General features: G+C 52.0%; 14 protein-coding genes. 5 read left to right on the top strand and 9 right to left on the bottom strand.

Annotated features, from left to right (window positions below):
* Positions 1–66: 66 nt before the first annotated feature.
* The 6 genes from rpsA to AL479_RS17790 all read right to left on the bottom strand — a co-directional run bounded on the left by rpsA (position 67) and on the right by AL479_RS17790 (position 6,955).
* A complete protein-coding gene (rpsA, locus tag AL479_RS17815; RefSeq protein WP_042320207.1) occupies positions 67–1,740 on the bottom strand; it encodes a 30S ribosomal protein S1 in 1,674 nt (557 codons plus the stop codon).
* Between the two features lie 113 nt (positions 1,741–1,853).
* Entirely contained in the window at positions 1,854–2,537 is a 684-nt protein-coding gene (gene cmk, locus AL479_RS17810; protein WP_061077025.1) for a (d)CMP kinase, read from the bottom strand.
* 172 nt (positions 2,538–2,709) lie between these two features.
* The gene (locus AL479_RS17805; protein ID WP_061077024.1) at positions 2,710–3,471 is read right to left on the bottom strand and encodes a M48 family metallopeptidase; all 762 of its coding nucleotides are present in this window, start codon (positions 3,469–3,471) and stop codon (positions 2,710–2,712) included.
* Between the two features lie 143 nt (positions 3,472–3,614).
* Complete coding sequence (aroA, locus tag AL479_RS17800; RefSeq protein WP_061077023.1) at positions 3,615–4,898, bottom strand: 3-phosphoshikimate 1-carboxyvinyltransferase; 1,284 nt, start codon at positions 4,896–4,898, stop codon at positions 3,615–3,617.
* Between the two features lie 72 nt (positions 4,899–4,970).
* Entirely contained in the window at positions 4,971–6,059 is a 1,089-nt protein-coding gene (gene serC / locus AL479_RS17795; RefSeq protein ID WP_061077022.1) for a 3-phosphoserine/phosphohydroxythreonine transaminase, read from the bottom strand.
* Positions 6,060–6,262: 203 nt separating this feature from the next.
* Positions 6,263–6,955 (bottom strand): DUF421 domain-containing protein, encoded by a 693-nt coding sequence (locus tag AL479_RS17790; RefSeq protein WP_061077021.1) that lies wholly within the window; start codon positions 6,953–6,955, stop codon positions 6,263–6,265.
* Positions 6,956–7,090: 135 nt separating this feature from the next.
* On the opposite strand from AL479_RS17790, the gene ycaO reads away from it, so the two are divergent.
* The 4 genes from ycaO (at position 7,091) to pflA (ending at position 13,398) form a co-directional block, all read left to right on the top strand.
* Positions 7,091–8,851, top strand: a complete 1,761-nt coding sequence (gene ycaO / locus AL479_RS17785) for a 30S ribosomal protein S12 methylthiotransferase accessory factor YcaO (RefSeq protein WP_061078004.1) — start codon at positions 7,091–7,093, stop codon at positions 8,849–8,851.
* Positions 8,852–9,256: 405 nt separating this feature from the next.
* Positions 9,257–10,114: a formate transporter FocA gene (gene focA, locus AL479_RS17780; protein ID WP_043001197.1), complete on the top strand. Its 858-nt coding sequence runs from the start codon at positions 9,257–9,259 to the stop codon at positions 10,112–10,114.
* 56 nt (positions 10,115–10,170) lie between these two features.
* A complete protein-coding gene (gene pflB / locus AL479_RS17775) occupies positions 10,171–12,453 on the top strand; it encodes a formate C-acetyltransferase (RefSeq protein WP_061077020.1) in 2,283 nt (760 codons plus the stop codon).
* A gap of 204 nt (positions 12,454–12,657) precedes the next feature.
* Entirely contained in the window at positions 12,658–13,398 is a 741-nt protein-coding gene (gene pflA, locus AL479_RS17770) for a pyruvate formate lyase 1-activating protein (protein ID WP_061077019.1), read from the top strand.
* A 115-nt stretch (positions 13,399–13,513) separates the two neighbouring features.
* Here pflA and AL479_RS17765 read toward each other — a convergent pair whose 3' ends face one another.
* The gene (locus AL479_RS17765) at positions 13,514–14,662 is read right to left on the bottom strand and encodes an MFS transporter (protein WP_061077018.1); all 1,149 of its coding nucleotides are present in this window, start codon (positions 14,660–14,662) and stop codon (positions 13,514–13,516) included.
* Between the two features lie 313 nt (positions 14,663–14,975).
* Here AL479_RS17765 and ycaC point away from each other — a divergent pair, with 313 nt between their 5' ends.
* Positions 14,976–15,602, top strand: coding sequence for an isochorismate family cysteine hydrolase YcaC (gene ycaC, locus AL479_RS17760; protein WP_061077017.1), 627 nt, complete (start codon positions 14,976–14,978; stop codon positions 15,600–15,602).
* A 31-nt stretch (positions 15,603–15,633) separates the two neighbouring features.
* Here the strand turns inward: ycaC and AL479_RS17755 are convergent, their stop codons facing one another.
* Complete coding sequence (locus AL479_RS17755) at positions 15,634–16,497, bottom strand: dimethyl sulfoxide reductase anchor subunit family protein (protein ID WP_061077016.1); 864 nt, start codon at positions 16,495–16,497, stop codon at positions 15,634–15,636.
* 1 nt (position 16,498) lies between these two features.
* On the bottom strand, positions 16,499–17,116 hold the full coding sequence (gene dmsB / locus AL479_RS17750) for a dimethylsulfoxide reductase iron-sulfur subunit DmsB (RefSeq protein WP_061077015.1): 618 nt from the start codon (positions 17,114–17,116) through the stop codon (positions 16,499–16,501).
* Position 17,117: the final 1 nt, after the last annotated feature.

Below are 17,117 nucleotides of genomic sequence, written 5' to 3'. Positions count from 1 at the left end.
GAATTCTATAATCTGTCAAGTATTCTCATCTGACTTCGGGATGAAACCTCCCGAAGTTTCAAAGAATTACTCGCCTTTAGCTGCTTTGAAAGCTTCAGCCATTGCGTTGTTCGAGAAGTTTGCATCTTCCTGTTTGTTAACAGTTGCGATGGCATCTTTCTCATCAGCTTCGTCTTTAGCACGAACAGACAGGCTGATTGCACGGTTCTTACGGTCAACGCCGGTGAATTTAGCTTCAACGTCGTCACCCACGCTCAGAACCAGGGTAGCGTCTTCAACGCGGTCACGGGATGCTTCAGAAGCGCGCAGGTAACCTTCAACGCCGTCAGCCAGTTCTACGGTTGCGCCTTTCGCGTCAACTGCAGTCACTTTACCGTTTACGATTGCGCCTTTCTTATTCAGTGCAACCCAGTTGTTGAACGGATCTTCTGCCAGCTGTTTAACGCCCAGAGAGATACGCTCGCGCTCTGCGTCAACCTGCAGAACAACTGCTGCGATTTCGTCGCCTTTTTTGTATTCACGAACTGCTTCTTCGCCTGCAACGTTCCAGGAGATGTCAGACAGGTGAACCAGGCCGTCGATGCCGCCGTCCAGGCCGATGAAGATACCGAAGTCAGTGATAGACTTGATTTTACCTTCAACACGGTCGCCCTTGTTGTGGGTTTCCGCGAACTGCTGCCATGGGTTAGATTTGCACTGCTTCAGGCCCAGGGAGATACGACGACGTTCTTCGTCGATATCCAGAACCATAACTTCCACTACGTCGCCAACGTTAACAACTTTGGACGGGTGGATGTTTTTGTTGGTCCAGTCCATTTCGGAAACGTGAACCAGGCCTTCAACGCCTTCTTCGATTTCAACGAAGCAGCCGTAGTCGGTCAGGTTGGTTACGCGACCGGTCAGTTTGGTACCTTCCGGATAACGCTTAGCGATAGCGACCCACGGATCTTCGCCCAGTTGTTTCAGGCCCAGAGATACACGGGTACGTTCGCGGTCGAACTTCAGCACTTTAACAGTGATTTCGTCGCCAACGTTTACGATTTCGCTCGGATGCTTAACGCGTTTCCATGCCATATCGGTGATGTGCAGCAGGCCGTCAACGCCACCCAGATCAACGAATGCACCGTAGTCAGTGAGGTTCTTAACGATACCTTTAACTTCCATGCCTTCCTGCAGGTTTTCCAGCAGCTGATCGCGCTCTGCGCTGTTTTCGGATTCGATCACGGCACGACGAGAAACAACAACGTTGTTGCGTTTCTGATCCAGCTTGATGACTTTGAATTCAAGCTCTTTGCCTTCCAGGTGCAGCGTATCGCGCACCGGACGAACGTCTACCAGTGAACCTGGCAGGAACGCACGAATACCGTTCAGCTCAACAGTGAAGCCGCCCTTAACTTTGCCGTTGATAACACCGGTAACAGTTTCAGCATCTTCGTAAGCTTTTTCCAGCGTGATCCATGCTTCGTGACGTTTCGCTTTTTCACGAGACAGCAGTGTTTCACCGAAGCCGTCTTCTACTGCATCCAGAGCAACGTCAACTTCGTCGCCCACCTGGATTTCCAGTTCGCCGGCTGCGTTCTTGAACTGCTCTGCAGGGATTGCAGATTCAGATTTCAGGCCTGCATCAACCAGAACAACGTCTTTGTCGATAGCAACAACAACACCGCGAACGATGGAACCCGGACGGGTTTCGATTTCTTTTAAGGATTCTTCAAACAGTTGAGCAAAAGATTCAGTCATGTTTAATCTTCAGGTTTCATATTTAACGTCCACCTGGCTCCGTGCCGGATGGGGTTGTTTAACATACCCGCTGTCATTCCATTGCAACGGGGGTACTGCAAATTCGGTCGCTTTTAAGCGAGTGCCAGTTTTTGGCGCGCGTATTGTAGCGCTTTTTCAATCACTTGCTCAATGCTTAATCGTGTGGAATCTAAAACTAAAGCATCAGCAGCGGGAACCAGCGGCGCTACAGCACGGTTTCGGTCGCGATCGTCACGTTCTTTGATCTCGGCCAAAAGGCGTTCAAAGTTAACACTAAAGCCCTTCTCCTGCAACTGTAGCATACGGCGATACGCACGTTCTTCCGAGGAGGCGTCAAGGAAAATTTTGACCGGCGCATCCGGGAAAACCACCGTCCCCATATCACGTCCATCCGCGATCAGTCCCGGCGCTTCACGGAAAGCGCGTTGACGACGCAGCAGCGCCTCACGTACACGAGGGAACGCGGCGACCTGAGAGGCGGCATTGGCGACTTCCTGCGTGCGGATTTCACCGCTGACGTCTTCCCCTTCCAGGATCACTTCCAGATTTCCGTCGGTTGAGACAAAGCGGACATCGAGATGGGTTGCCAGCGGAACCAGCGCGTCTTCCGATGCAACATCGACATGATGATGTAATGCCGCCAGCGCCAGCACGCGATAGATTGCGCCAGAGTCCAACAGATGCCATTGCAATGCTTCCGCCATCGCTTTGCACAAGGTGCCTTTTCCTGCACCGCTTGGGCCATCAATGGTAATTACCGGGGCAATTGCCGTCATCTTTATCTCCTTAAACAGGCGTTCTGTTAACGTAAACGCCGCGCATTATACGCGCCAACGCCCACAATCGTTAACATTGTGTGCAAAAACCGGTTTAGTCTGTCACCAGGTGAAGAATAATTGCGCAATTATAGCGGGCCGGGGAGAAACCAGCCCGAAAGATGACAATGTTTTACTTTTTATCTTCAGCGATACGGTCACGCATATGCTGAGCGCGGTCGGCTGACGCCGGGTGGGAATCCATCAGGGATTTAGCATGGTCGGCATCCATTGTGGCTAACTTATCGAATGCGCTCACTAACCCTTGCGTATTGATGCCACGTTTTTTCATCAGATCATAGGAGAAGTCATCAGCCTCAGATTCCTGACTGCGGGAGAACGCCGAGTTGATTACGCCTTCAGCCAAATCGCCTAACTGCGACTGAGAGAGTTGTGAAGCGACGCCGCTGGTGGCAGAAATAGCATCACGCGCGGCCAGTGTGGCGTAAGCCGTCTGCATTGCTTTACGGGAATGCCCTAAAGAGACGTGACCTAACTCATGACCTAATACCCCTTCGATTTCATTATCGGTCATCAAATCCATCAACCCGGAATAGACGCGGACACAGCCGTTCGCCATTGCCCATGCATTGACGTCGGAAGTGATGTAGACCTTATAATCGACCGGAGTACCATCAATATTATTTCCCAGTGCTTTGGCAATCTTGCCCAGGCGAGCGGTGTATTTACTGCCGGTTCCCGCCAGTTGATTCTGGCTATCCATCTGTTTGCAGGAGTTGCTGGACAACGTTTTGACATCGGCGTCAGAAAGTGTGGCCGCTTTATATGCGGACATGCCCGAACTGGCGAGCATGTCACCATTAACGCCGTTTTTACATCCCGCCAGCAGCGCGGCGGATACTGCAATAGTAATCAGGAGTGATTTATTTTTCATGCTAATCTTCCGTTGATGTTTATAATAAAATTTATATAAATCAAAAAATTAAATCATCAACACGTTAGCATCGGCAGTAGCAGGAAAAAAGTACAGATACAGACGATATCGCGCCAGCCAGTTGACCGGCGCGAAGAGAAAAATCAGGCAGGGGTACTGATACGCGCCAACTGTTCGAAATAATCAGGGAAAGTCTTAGCGGTACATTTCGGGTCAAGGATCGTGACCGGCGTGTCAGATAACGCCACCAGCGAGAAACACATTGCCATACGGTGATCGTTATAGGTGCCAATTTCGGCAAACTTCAGCTGTGCCGGCGGCGTGATGCGAATAAAATCATGCCCCTCTTCCACGTCTGCGCCAACTTTACGCAGTTCGGTTGCCATCGCAAACAGACGGTCAGTCTCTTTGACGCGCCAGTTATAGATGTTGCGAAGCGTCGTCGTGCCTTTGGCAAACAGCGCTGCGGTGGCAATGGTCATCGCCGCATCCGGGATGTGGTTCATGTCCATATCGATGGCGTTGAGTTCACCACGGGTACAGGCGATAAAGTCGTCACCCCAGGTGACGGTCGCGCCCATTTTCTCCAGCACATCGGCAAAGCGAATATCACCCTGCATGCTGTTGCGGCCAATCCCGGTCACTTTCACCGTTCCGCCTTTAATGGCGCCTGCTGCGAGGAAATAGGAGGCCGATGAAGCATCCCCTTCAACCAGGTAGTGGCCCGGAGAGCGGTACTGCTGACCCCCTTTAACCACGAAGCGCTGATAGCTTTGGTTCTCTATCTCAACGCCAAAGGTTTTCATCAGGTTCAGCGTGATATCGATATACGGTTTCGACACCAGATCGCCTTTGATACTTATTACCGTATCTTGCGGTGCCAGAGGCGCGGTCATCAGCAGCGCGGTGAGAAACTGGCTGGAGACGCTGCCGTCAACCTCAACCTGTCCGCCGGTAAATCCGCCACGCAGTCGAAGCGGCGGATAATTTTCCTGCTCCAGATACTCAATGTTCGCCCCACCCTGACGCAGCGCATCGACCAGATGACCAATCGGGCGCTCTTTCATACGCGGTTCGCCGGTCAGCACAATGTCGTTTGCGCCAAGGCACAGCGCGGCGGCCAGCGGTCGCATCGCCGTTCCGGCATTGCCCAGAAACAGCTCTAATGCGCCTTCGGCGTGCAGAGGACCTGCGTTACCCGTGATTTCGCAGCGGGTGCGATCCGCAGACAGGGTGTAATCAATCCCCAACGCACTCAGTGCATTGAGCATATGGCGAACGTCATCGCTGTCTAACAGGTTGGTCAGCGCGGTGGTGCCATGTGCTAACGCCGCCAGTAACAGCGCGCGGTTAGATACGCTCTTCGAGCCTGGCAGATTAATCGTGCCATCGACCCGTGCGATGGGTTGTAACGTCAGGGATTCCATGAAACTCAACTCTCAAAAGACAGAAATAAAAACCCCACAGACAAGGCTGTGGGGATGAAAAGAGACACCAGATTAGCCGCGGCGACGCTCGAAATCAGCCATGAAATCGGCAAGTGCTTTTACCCCTTCCAGCGGCATCGCGTTATAGATGGAGGCACGCATACCGCCGACAACGCGGTGGCCTTTCAGCGCGTGCAGACCGGCGGCAAAAGACTCTTCCAGGAAGATCTTATCCAGCGCGCTGTCAGCCAACTGGAACGGCACGTTCATACGTGAACGGTTCGCTTTCGCGACATCATTCCGATAGAAGTCGCTGTTATCAATCACGCCATACAGCAGTTCTGCTTTTTGCTGATTGATTTTATCCATCGCTTCCACGCCGCCATTGGCTTTCAGCCATTTGAACACCAGGCCGGAAAGGTACCAGGCGAAGGTCGGCGGCGTATTGAACATAGAGTCATTGTCGTTCAGGACGGAATAATCGAGGATCGACGGACAGGCCACATTCGCTTTACCCAGTAAATCTTCGCGTACAATAACGAGCGTCAGACCCGCCGGGCCAATGTTCTTCTGTGCGCCCGCATAAATGATGCCATAGCGGGAAACATCCAGCGGTCCGGAGAGAATGGTTGAGGAGAAATCGGCGGTCACCACCACATCGGAACCAAAATTGGGCGTTTCGTTAATGGCGATACCATCGATGGTTTCGTTCGGGCAGTAATGCAGATACGCGGCATCAGCAGAAAGCTGCCACTCGCTCATCGGCTTCACGCCGCGCAGGCCATCGACCGAGACTTTGGCGTCGATCACATTCGGCGTGCAGTATTTTTTCGCTTCTTTGACGGCGCTGGCTGCCCAGTAGCCGGCATCAACATAGTCAGCCGTGGTTTTGTCGCCCAGAATGTTCAGCGGAATGGCGGAAAACTGGCCGCGACCGCCGCCGTGACAAAACAGCACTTTGTAGTTGGAGGGGATATTTAACAGATCGCGAAAATCCTGCTCCGCTTCTTGCGCGACCTGGATGAATTCTTTGCCGCGATGGCTCACTTCCATGACGGACGTACCAAGACCGTTCCAGTCACAAAGATCCTTTTGAGCCAGTTTAAGCACGTCTGCCGGTAACATTGCCGGACCTGAACTAAAATTGAAGACCTGAGCCATTTCCCCTCACCACGTTGCGTTGTTATTAACCCAACCTCTTTTCGTACATGAACAGACACTGGGTATAAGTTATTCCTGTGGATATCGGTTTTATCATTCAGTGACACGCGCCGCAATGGCTAAAACTGAGCAGAGCAAAAATGAGTGTTCGCTCACACAACAGAATCTTCGGGATTGACGATAAAAGACCGATATTTTTGCTGTCAGACGACCCGTTTTGCCCGACTGGCCTTCGACCATTCTGGATTTTTGCAGCGTGGACAAAATTGGCTATCGCCGGCACTCATACGGATCACTTCACTGCAGCGCACACAGGCGTAATCTCCCGCTTCCGGCATGACCCTGAAACGCTGCGTACAATATTCCGGCAGAATGCTGAGTCCAGGCTTCACCTTTTCGTCTGCAAAGAAATAGACGCTGATTTGCCCGTTCGTTTCGAGGATCGCCAGTCTGACCTGCCCCAGTTGCTCAACGCCGTTCAGTCGCAACTCCATAAAGAACTCAAACTCGGTCATGTTGGCGTTGCCGAGCTTCGACCAGGCTAACTCGCCGTCTTCGATGATCACGACGGGTTTGCCTTCCAGCAGATCCTCCAGCGTTTCGCTGCGCGCCATCAGCCACATCACCAGCCGGTACAAAATCGCCAGCGTGATAAAGACCACCAGCACCGGCAGCATGGGAACATCGTCATAAAAGGCCACGTCTCCCGCCGCCGACCCCAGCGTCAGAATGATCAGCACTTCGAATAACGACATCTGCCGCACACCGCGCCGCCCCGTCAGTTTAAGAAACAGAAACACCAGAATAAAGGTGTAGAGACTGCGCAGTGCGACTTCCCAGAGGAACTCCAGGGGCACTTTGTCGAGCGCCATCCGTTGTAAATCAAATGCTTTCATTTTTATGCCCTTAACGCGGGTAGTGGATAAAAGCATAGCCAAAACTTTTATTTGCGCCGCGTCCGTGGCGGCGATAGCGTCAGCCACATAAAACCCGTATCATTGCGCGCTTTCCGTACGACAAAAGTGATTTTCATGACGCAAACATTTATCCCCGGCAAAGACGCCGCTCTGGAAGACTCCATCGCTCGCTTCCAGCAGAAACTGCTCGATCTCGGCTTCCACATTGAAGAGGCCTCGTGGCTGAATCCGGTGCCGAACGTCTGGTCCGTGCACATTCGCGATAAAGAGTGTGCGCTGTGCTTTACCAACGGCAAAGGGGCGACGAAAAAAGCCGCGCTGGCCTCGGCGTTGGGTGAATATTTTGAGCGTCTGTCCACCAACTATTTCTTTGCCGATTTCTGGCTGGGTGAAACCATCGCCAATGGTCCGTTCGTGCATTATCCGAACGAGAAATGGTTCCCGCTGACCGAAAATGATGACGTACCGGATGGTCTGCTGGATGCGCGTCTGCGTGCTTTCTACGATCCCGAGAACGAACTGACCGGTAGCATGCTGATCGACCTGCAGTCTGGCAACGAAGAGCGTGGTATCTGCGGCCTGCCGTTTACCCGCCAGTCGGATAACCAGACCGTCTATATTCCAATGAACATTATCGGCAATCTGTACGTCTCAAACGGGATGTCCGCCGGTAACACCCGCAACGAAGCGCGCGTGCAGGGGCTGTCTGAAGTCTTTGAGCGTTACGTGAAGAATCGCATTATTGCTGAAAGCATCAGCCTGCCGGAAATTCCGGCCGACGTGCTGGCACGCTACCCGGCAGTGGTGGAATCTATTGCAACACTGGAAGCGGAAGGTTTCCCAATCTTTGCCTACGACGGTTCTCTGGGCGGTCAGTATCCGGTCATCTGCGTCGTGTTGTTCAATCCGGCTAACGGCACCTGCTTCGCCTCTTTCGGCGCGCACCCTGATTTTGGTGTCGCACTGGAGCGTACCGTGACGGAACTGCTGCAGGGTCGTGGTCTGAAAGATCTCGATGTTTTCACGCCGCCGACCTTCGACGATGAAGAAGTGGCAGAGCATACCAACCTGGAAACGCACTTCATTGACTCCAGCGGGCTGATCTCCTGGGATCTGTTCAAGCAGGACGCTGACTACCCGTTTGTTGACTGGAGTTTCTCCGGTACCACAGAAGAAGAGTTTGCCACCCTGATGGCGATCTTCAACGCGGAAGATAAGGAGGTGTACATCGCCGATTACGAGCATCTCGGTGTCTACGCCTGTCGGATCATCGTTCCGGGGATGTCTGATATTTATCCTGCTGAAGATCTGTGGTTAGCCAACAATGCCATGGGTGCCCATCTGCGCGAGACCCTGCTCTCACTGCCGAACAGTCGCTGGGATAAAGAAGACTATCTCAATCTGATTGAGCAGCTCGATGAAGAAGGGTTTGATGATTTCACCCGCGTTCGTGAACTGTTAGGCCTGGCAACCGGTTCAGATAACGGCTGGTACACCCTGCGTATTGGTGAACTGAAAGCGATGCTGGCGCTGGCAGGTGGCGATCTGGAACAAGCGCTGATCTGGACCGAATGGACGATGGAATTTAATACGTCGATCTTTAGCGCTGAGCGGGCGAATTATTACCGTTGCCTGCAAACGCTGTTACTGCTGTCACAGGAAGAAGAACGTGAACCGCTGCAGTATCTGAACGCGTTTGTGCGTATGTATGGCGCAGATGCCGTCGAAGCCGCCAGCGCAGCATTGAGCGGTGAAGCGGCCTTTTATGGCCTGCAGCCGGTTGACAGCGATTTGCACGCATTCGCGTCACACCAGTCGCTGTTGAAGGCCTATGAGAAGTTGCAGCGCGCAAAATCTTCATTTTGGTCAAAATAAAGACAATTAACCCACACTGAGTAGGTTTAAATAATTGTCTGAGCTATATTACGGGGCGCACTAAGCGCCCCGTTTTACTTATTTTTGAATATCCAAAAATAAATGTAATAACAAGGTTAAATATTGGTAGTTGATATTAAACAACTTAACCGCTAGTTGTTACTTTGCCTGTCAATTACTCCATATTAATTAACTGACCAACAGCCCTGGGAAGGAAAATTTTCAACTCATTTGCTAAATTTTAAAATTTATTTTTATCATATTAATCAATAAATTACTCCGAAATCGCATAAAAACCATGCGTGTTACGGGCCTATAAGCCAGGCGAGATATGATCTACATCAATTTCTCATCTATAATGCTTTGTTAGTATCTCGTCGCCGACTTAATAAAGAGAGAGTTAGTGTGAAAGCTGACAACCCTTTTGATCTTTTACTCCCTGCAGCAATGGCCAAAGTGGCCGAAGAGGCAGGCGTCTATAAAGCAACGAAACATCCGCTTAAGACTTTCTTCCTGGCAATTACTGCCGGTGTGTTCATTTCTATCGCCTTTGTTTTCTATATCACTGCAACGACCGGTACAGGTACGATGCCCTTTGGTATGGCGAAACTGATTGGCGGTATCTGCTTCTCCCTGGGGTTGATTCTTTGCGTCATCTGCGGTGCAGACCTCTTTACGTCAACCGTGTTGATTGTCGTTGCCAAAGCCAGTGGTCGTATCACCTGGGGTCAGTTGGCAAAAAACTGGCTCAACGTCTATTTTGGTAACCTGATTGGTTGCTTGCTCTTTGTGCTATTGATGTGGCTTTCTGGCGAGTATATGGTCGCCAACGGCCAGTGGGGACTGAACGTCCTGCAAACCGCCGACCACAAAATGCACCATACTTTTGTTGAAGCCGTCAGTCTCGGTATCCTCGCAAACCTGATGGTCTGCCTGGCCGTATGGATGAGCTACTCAGGCCGTAGCCTGATGGATAAAGCGTTTATCATGGTATTACCGGTTGCGATGTTTGTGGCCAGCGGTTTTGAGCACAGTATCGCAAACATGTTTATGATCCCGATGGGTATTGTAATCCGTGATCTCGCAACACCGGAGTTCTGGAGCGCAGTTGGCTCGACGCCGGAAAGTTTTTCTCACCTGACCGCGATGAACTTCATCACTGATAACCTGATTCCGGTTACGATCGGTAACATTATCGGCGGGGGTTTGTTGGTTGGGTTGACATACTGGGTCATTTATCTGCGTGACAACGATCATCATTAATTGATGTCGCGATACACGCAGTAAATAAAAAATCCACTTAAGAAGGTAGGTGTTACATGTCCGAGCTTAATGAAAAGTTAGCCACAGCCTGGGAAGGTTTTACCAAAGGTGACTGGCAGAATGAAGTAAACGTCCGTGACTTCATTCAGAAAAACTACACTCCGTACGAGGGTGACGAGTCCTTCCTGGCTGGCGCTACTGATGCGACCACTGCACTGTGGGACAGCGTAATGGAAGGCGTTAAACAGGAAAACCGCACTCACGCGCCTGTTGACTTTGACACCTCTGTTGCTTCCACCATCACTTCTCACGACGCTGGCTACATCAACAAAGCGCTCGAGAAAATTGTTGGTCTGCAAACTGAAGCTCCGCTGAAACGTGCGATCATCCCGTTCGGTGGTATCAAAATGGTTGAAGGTTCCTGCAAAGCGTACAATCGCGAACTGGACCCTGCCTTGAAAAAAATCTTCACTGAATATCGTAAAACCCACAACCAGGGCGTTTTCGATGTTTACACCAAAGACATTCTGAACTGCCGTAAATCCGGTGTTCTGACTGGTCTGCCGGATGCATATGGCCGTGGCCGTATCATCGGTGACTACCGTCGCGTTGCGCTGTACGGTATCGACTTCCTGATGAAAGACAAATACGCTCAGTTCGTTTCCCTGCAGTCTGACCTGGAAAACGGCGTAAACCTGGAAGCGACTATCCGTCTGCGTGAAGAAATTGCTGAACAGCACCGTGCGCTGGGTCAGATCAAAGAGATGGCTGCTAAATATGGCTGCGATATCTCTGGTCCGGCTACCAACGCTCAGGAAGCGATTCAGTGGACTTACTTCGGCTACCTGGCTGCGGTTAAATCTCAGAACGGCGCTGCAATGTCCTTCGGTCGTGTCTCCACCTTCCTGGATGCATACATCGAACGTGACATGAAAGCAGGCAAAATCACCGAGCAAGACGCTCAGGAAATGATTGACCACCTGGTCATGAAACTGCGTATGGTTCGTTTCCTGCGTACGCCTGAATATGATGAACTGTTCTCCGGCGACCCGATTTGGGCAACGGAATCAATCGGTGGTATGGGCGTTGATGGCCGTACTCTGGTTACCAAAAACAGCTTCCGCTTCCTGAACACCCTGTACACCATGGGTCCGTCTCCGGAGCCGAACATCACTGTTCTGTGGTCTGAAAAACTGCCTCTGAACTTCAAGAAATTCGCCGCTAAAGTGTCCATCGACACCTCTTCTCTGCAGTATGAGAACGATGACCTGATGCGTCCGGACTTCAACAACGATGACTATGCTATCGCTTGCTGCGTAAGCCCGATGATCGTTGGTAAACAAATGCAGTTCTTCGGTGCGCGTGCAAACCTGGCGAAAACCATGCTGTACGCTATCAACGGCGGCGTTGATGAAAAACTGAAAATGCAGGTTGGTCCGAAATCTGAACCAATCAAAGGCGACGTCCTGAAATTCGACGAAGTGATGGATCGTATGGATCACTTCATGGACTGGCTGGCTAAGCAGTATGTCACCGCGCTGAACGTTATCCACTACATGCACGACAAGTACAGCTACGAAGCTTCTCTGATGGCACTGCACGACCGTGATGTTATCCGCACCATGGCATGTGGTATCGCAGGTCTGTCCGTTGCGGCTGACTCCCTGTCTGCTATCAAATATGCGAAAGTTAAACCGATTCGTGACGAAGACGGTCTGGCTATCGACTTCGAAATCGAAGGCGAATACCCGCAGTTTGGTAACAACGACGCGCGCGTTGATGACATGGCGGTTGACCTGGTTGAACGTTTCATGAAGAAAATTCAGAAACTGAAAACCTACCGTGATGCTATCCCGACTCAGTCTGTTCTGACCATCACCTCTAACGTTGTGTATGGTAAGAAAACCGGTAACACCCCAGATGGTCGTCGTGCTGGCGCGCCGTTCGGACCAGGTGCTAACCCGATGCACGGTCGTGACCAGAAAGGTGCGGTTGCCTCTCTGACCTCCGTTGCTAAACTGCCGTTTGCTTACGCGAAAGATGGTATTTCTTATACCTTCTCTATCGTTCCGAACGCACTGGGTAAAGACGACGAAGTTCGTAAGACTAACCTGGCCGGTCTGATGGATGGTTACTTCCACCATGAAGCGTCCATCGAAGGTGGTCAGCACCTGAACGTGAACGTGATGAACCGTGAAATGCTGCTGGACGCGATGGAACATCCGGAAAAATATCCGCAGCTGACCATCCGTGTATCGGGTTACGCAGTACGTTTTAACTCCCTGACGAAAGAACAGCAGCAGGACGTTATTACCCGTACCTTCACTCAGACCATGTAATGTGTTTTGACTGAAATCACGCGTTAAAAGGCGTACAATAAAGGCTCCACGTAAGTGGGGCCTTTTTAACAGGTCGTTTCCCGACTGCAGCCTGTTTTGTCAGCTATCTATACTCAATGGATAACCGCCAAAACAGACTCGACACAGCCAATGAGCTGTGCACCAACACGGCCCCGGATGGGCCACATCTGGAGAAACACCGCAATGTCAGTTATTGGTCGCATTCACTCCTTTGAATCCTGTGGTACCGTTGACGGCCCAGGCATCCGCTTTATTACTTTCTTCCAGGGCTGCCTGATGCGCTGTCTGTATTGCCACAACCGCGATACGTGGGACACGCATGGCGGTAAAGAAGTCACCGTTGAAGAACTGATGAAAGAGGTCGTGACCTATCGCCACTTTATGAATGCATCCGGTGGCGGCGTAACGGCGTCAGGCGGTGAAGCCATCCTGCAAGCGGAATTTGTCCGTGACTGGTTTCGTGCCTGTAAGCAAGAAGGTATCCATACCTGTCTGGATACCAATGGTTTTGTTCGCCGCTACGACCCGGTGATTGATGAACTGCTGGAAGTCACCGATCTGGTGATGCTCGACCTGAAGCAGATGAATGATGAGATCCACCAGAACCTGGTCGGCGTTTCCAACCATCGTACGCTGGAATTCGCCCGCTATCTGGCAAACAAAGATATCAACGTGTGGATCCGTTACGTCGTGGTGCCTGGCTGGTCCGACGATGACGATTCCGCGCACCGACTCGGGGAATTTACCCGCGATATGGGCAACGTTGAAAAAATCGAGCTCCTGCCCTATCACGAACTGGGCAAACATAAATGGGTGGCGATGGGCGAAGAATACAAACTCGATGGCGTACATCCACCGAAGAAAGAAACGATGGAACGCGTCAAAGGTATTCTAGAGCAGTACGGTCATAAAGTGATGTACTGATTGAGTCTTCTAAAAAGGCTACCCGTCGGGTAGCCTTTTTACTTTCGGTTCGGGAATACAGAGAATTAACCAAAACGGGATGCAATAACACACATTGCATCCCGTTTGTGCTGAATTAAACGTGAGCAACCGGGTTCGGAGTATGTCCGGCATTGCGCAGCAGCATCAGTAAATAAATAAACGACACGCTGGCAATCATAATAAACAGAAGATTATCGGAATAATTCTGCATCAACATGGCCGTGAAGGAAGGCCCTAACAGGCTGCCAACGGTATAGCTCAGCAGCAGCGCCTGGTTCATCGCCACCAGTTGATGATGTTCCACTTTTTCACAGGCCCAGGCCATCGCTACCGGATAGAGCGTAAAACCGGCCGCCCCCAGAATAAAGAGCGCAGGCGCCATCGCGGCCTGGCTTAGCATCGCGATGCTGCCGAGGATGACCACAAACACCTGCACGCGCAGCACCAGCAGTCGACCAAACTTATCCGCCAGCCGCCCGATTGGCCACTGGCCGAGGATGCCCGCGCTAACCAGTACCGCCATCCAGAAACCAATACTGGCGTTACTCATGCCCTGATGATTGAGATAGAGCGGCATCAGGCCGTACAGCGAACCAAGGACAATCCCGGAAATGATGCAGCCGTTAACGCCCAGCCGCGCCTGACGCAGTTTCAGCATTGCGGTAATTGGCGTGTCGTTGTGTGCATCAGACTGTTGATTCAGGATGCGGGTAAAGAGCAGTGGTAAAATCCCTGCCAGAATCAGCCCCGTCGCCCACGGCAGCACGTTCATCAGCTCCGTAGAGACTTTGCTGACCAGCAGTTGTCCGAGGAACGTCCCCACATAGTAAACCATCATGTAGGCCGCCAGCAGGCGACCGCGGTTACGTGATGTCCCGCTGCACATCAGCGCACTCTCAACAACCACCCAGATCATGGCGCAGCCAACGCCCGCGACAAAGCGCCATGCCAGCCAGCTCCAGAAGCCGACCATCACCCCAAGGCCCACACAGCCGGCCGCAAAAATCAGCGAGGCAAGGTAGTAGCTACGGTTAAACCCGAGGCGTTTGATTAAAACCCCTGTCAACAGCGTCCCGACCAGGTTACCGGTGAAATAGGACGAACTGATCATACCCACCTGCCACGTCGGCAGGTTTTCCTGGGCGAGCCAAAGCGGGACGAGCGTGTTCAGCACCGCAATCGCCAGGGTCAGCAGAAGTAGACCAGCCAGCAAAAGCAAGACAGGTCGGGTATAGGTAGACATGAGTATAAACCGTGAGGAAGTTCAAATTTCACGCGCATCATGCCACCAACAAAAACATTGTCAATCGGCGGAAACCGTGGCGTGGCAGCCCTTTTCCGTCTTCGATTGAATTTATTGATTAAGATTATGAATTATTGCTGCCGAACCGGCTACAGGTAGCTGTTTTCATTGATTTAACGCAAAAGAGTTCCGTTTCGCTTAGTCGAAAAAACTCATAGTCCCGGCAGCATTTTTTTTCCGTTCTATGCTTTGAATGAACCATACGCACCTGAATGAATTCGGGCGCAGAGTTGACTCAAGCAAGGGGAAGCGAATGACCAAGCCTTATGTTCGTCTCGATAAAAACGATGCTGCGGTTCTTCTGGTAGATCACCAGGCCGGACTACTCTCACTGGTCAGGGATATTGACCCTGATAAATTCAAGAATAACGTGCTGGCGCTGGGAGATTTAGCCAAATACTTCAAACTGCCAACCATTCTCACCACCAGCTTCGAAACCGGTCCAAACGGCCCGCTGGTTCCCGAATTAAAAGCCCAGTTCCCGGATGCCCCATACATTGCACGACCAGGGAATATCAACGCCTGGGACAACGAAGACTTCGTGAAGGCCGTCAAAGCCACGGGGAAAAAGCAGTTGATCATTGCGGGCGTAGTGACTGAAGTTTGCGTGGCATTCCCGGCGCTGTCCGCCATTGAAGAAGGTTTTGATGTCTTTGTCGTCACCGACGCGTCGGGTACGTTTAATGAAATTACCCGCCATTCGGCGTGGGATCGCATGTCGCAGGCCGGTGCTCAGCTCATGACATGGTTTGGTGTGGCCTGTGAACTGCACCGTGACTGGCGTAATGATGTTGAGGGATTGGCGACGCTGTTCTCCAACCACATTCCGGATTACCGTAATCTGATGACCAGTTACGATACGTTGACTAAACAGAAATAGTAAAACCGGGGCGAAAGCCCCGGTTATTCACTTAGCTGGCAACCGCCATACCGACGGTCATATGCAGACCGTAGAAAACGCCGCGACCAATCAGTTCTCCCACCAGCAGCAGAATAAAGGCCACTGACAGCAGCGGAACCGCAGGCTGATAACCTTTCAGCTGTGGCACAATCCAGCAGCACAGTGCCACTGCCAGTACGCCAATACGCCAGGCCATCAACGACCCGTAGTCCGGCACCAGCGCAGAAGCCTGCTGAATAGAGCTGTGAATAGTCGCCAGTTCTGCGCCCTGCATCACCGACATGATGGCACTGACCACCAGCGCCAGCAGTGAAACCGCAGGCAGCAGACGCATCGCCCAGCCGTCGACTCCCGCCACGCGCAGCAGCAGATAGCCCAACAGCGGACCGCCCATCAGCAGAGTCAGGAAGAAGCCCAGCGGCGTCCAGACGCTGTACCAGGTCGGTACGGTATCAATGCTGTTATAGACGCGCACCATCATCCAGACGAACAGCACACCCAGCACCATCGTGAGCAGCAGCCACAGGTTACGCAGAGCCGGAGAGAGCTTTTTCAACACCGCCAGTAGCCAGCCTATCCCGCCAACCGCAAAGAAAATCGAGCCGCTGGCAATTTCATTACTCAGCGCTGACGAACCGACACGGTTAAGCGAGTTAAACGCCCGCATTGGCGAGCCGAGATGCAGCATAGACGCGATAAAGCCAATCCCCATCAGCACCCACAGCGCGAACATGCCGGTAATCACGCGCTGTTGCGTTTCGGTCCGCAGGTCGCCTTTCATCAGCGCCAGCGCCAGAACAATGAAACCACCGACCACACATTGTCCGAAGACCGTGAAGATCATCAGCGGCCATTCATGCCATCCACTTCCCATCTTACACCTCCTTCGGATTCGCCAGATAGCCGGTGGTATCCCCGGTCGGGCGACTGTTGGCATTCGGTTTGATCACAATACTCGGCTTCGTGAAGTGCGCACCCGGCAGCGGAGCAACCGCCGCCAGATCACCGTGTTTCTTGCGCAGTTCATCGACAGGACCGAAATCCAGCGCACGCAGCGGACAAGACTCGACACAGATCGGTTTCTTGCCTTCTGCCACACGGTCATGACAGCCGTCGCATTTGGTCATGTGACCTTTGGCGGCGTTGTACTGCGGCGCGCCGTACGGACAGGCCATATGGCAATAACGACAGCCGATGCAGACATCTTCATCGACCACCACAAAGCCGTCTTCCCGTTTGTGCATCGCCCCGCTCGGACAGACTTTAGTACAGGCCGGGTCCTCGCAGTGGTTACAGGCAATGGACAGATAGTAGGCAAACACGTTCTGATGCCAGACGCCGTTGTCTTCCTGCCAGTCTCCGCCCGCATATTCATAAATGCGGCGGAAGCTGACATCCGGGGTTAAATCTTTGTAATCTTTACAGGCCAGTTCGCAGGTTTTACAACCGGTGCAACGGCTGGAATCAATAAAAAATCCATACTGGGTTGTCATC

The organism is Citrobacter amalonaticus, from assembly GCF_001559075.2.
Taxonomy (GTDB): Bacteria; Pseudomonadota; Gammaproteobacteria; order Enterobacterales; family Enterobacteriaceae; genus Citrobacter_A; species Citrobacter_A amalonaticus_F.
This window is presented reverse-complemented; position numbering and strand designations above follow the sequence as displayed.

Excerpts from the sequence above, each read along its gene's own strand:
- AL479_RS17765 (WP_061077018.1), bottom strand. The coding sequence starts at position 14,662 with ATGTCTACCTATACCCGACCTGTCTTGCTTTTGCTGGCTGGTCTACTT.
- cmk (WP_061077025.1), bottom strand. The coding sequence starts at position 2,537 with ATGACGGCAATTGCCCCGGTAATTACCATTGATGGCCCAAGCGGTGCA.
- serC (WP_061077022.1), bottom strand. The coding sequence starts at position 6,059 with ATGGCTCAGGTCTTCAATTTTAGTTCAGGTCCGGCAATGTTACCGGCA.
- AL479_RS17805 (WP_061077024.1), bottom strand. The coding sequence starts at position 3,471 with ATGAAAAATAAATCACTCCTGATTACTATTGCAGTATCCGCCGCGCTG.
- ycaC (WP_061077017.1), top strand. The coding sequence starts at position 14,976 with ATGACCAAGCCTTATGTTCGTCTCGATAAAAACGATGCTGCGGTTCTT.
- dmsB (WP_061077015.1), bottom strand. The coding sequence starts at position 17,116 with ATGACAACCCAGTATGGATTTTTTATTGATTCCAGCCGTTGCACCGGT.
- AL479_RS17755 (WP_061077016.1), bottom strand. The coding sequence starts at position 16,497 with ATGGGAAGTGGATGGCATGAATGGCCGCTGATGATCTTCACGGTCTTC.
- rpsA (WP_042320207.1), bottom strand. The coding sequence starts at position 1,740 with ATGACTGAATCTTTTGCTCAACTGTTTGAAGAATCCTTAAAAGAAATC.
- pflB (WP_061077020.1), top strand. The coding sequence starts at position 10,171 with ATGTCCGAGCTTAATGAAAAGTTAGCCACAGCCTGGGAAGGTTTTACC.
- ycaO (WP_061078004.1), top strand. The coding sequence starts at position 7,091 with ATGACGCAAACATTTATCCCCGGCAAAGACGCCGCTCTGGAAGACTCC.
- aroA (WP_061077023.1), bottom strand. The coding sequence starts at position 4,898 with ATGGAATCCCTGACGTTACAACCCATCGCACGGGTCGATGGCACGATT.
- AL479_RS17790 (WP_061077021.1), bottom strand. The coding sequence starts at position 6,955 with ATGAAAGCATTTGATTTACAACGGATGGCGCTCGACAAAGTGCCCCTG.
- pflA (WP_061077019.1), top strand. The coding sequence starts at position 12,658 with ATGTCAGTTATTGGTCGCATTCACTCCTTTGAATCCTGTGGTACCGTT.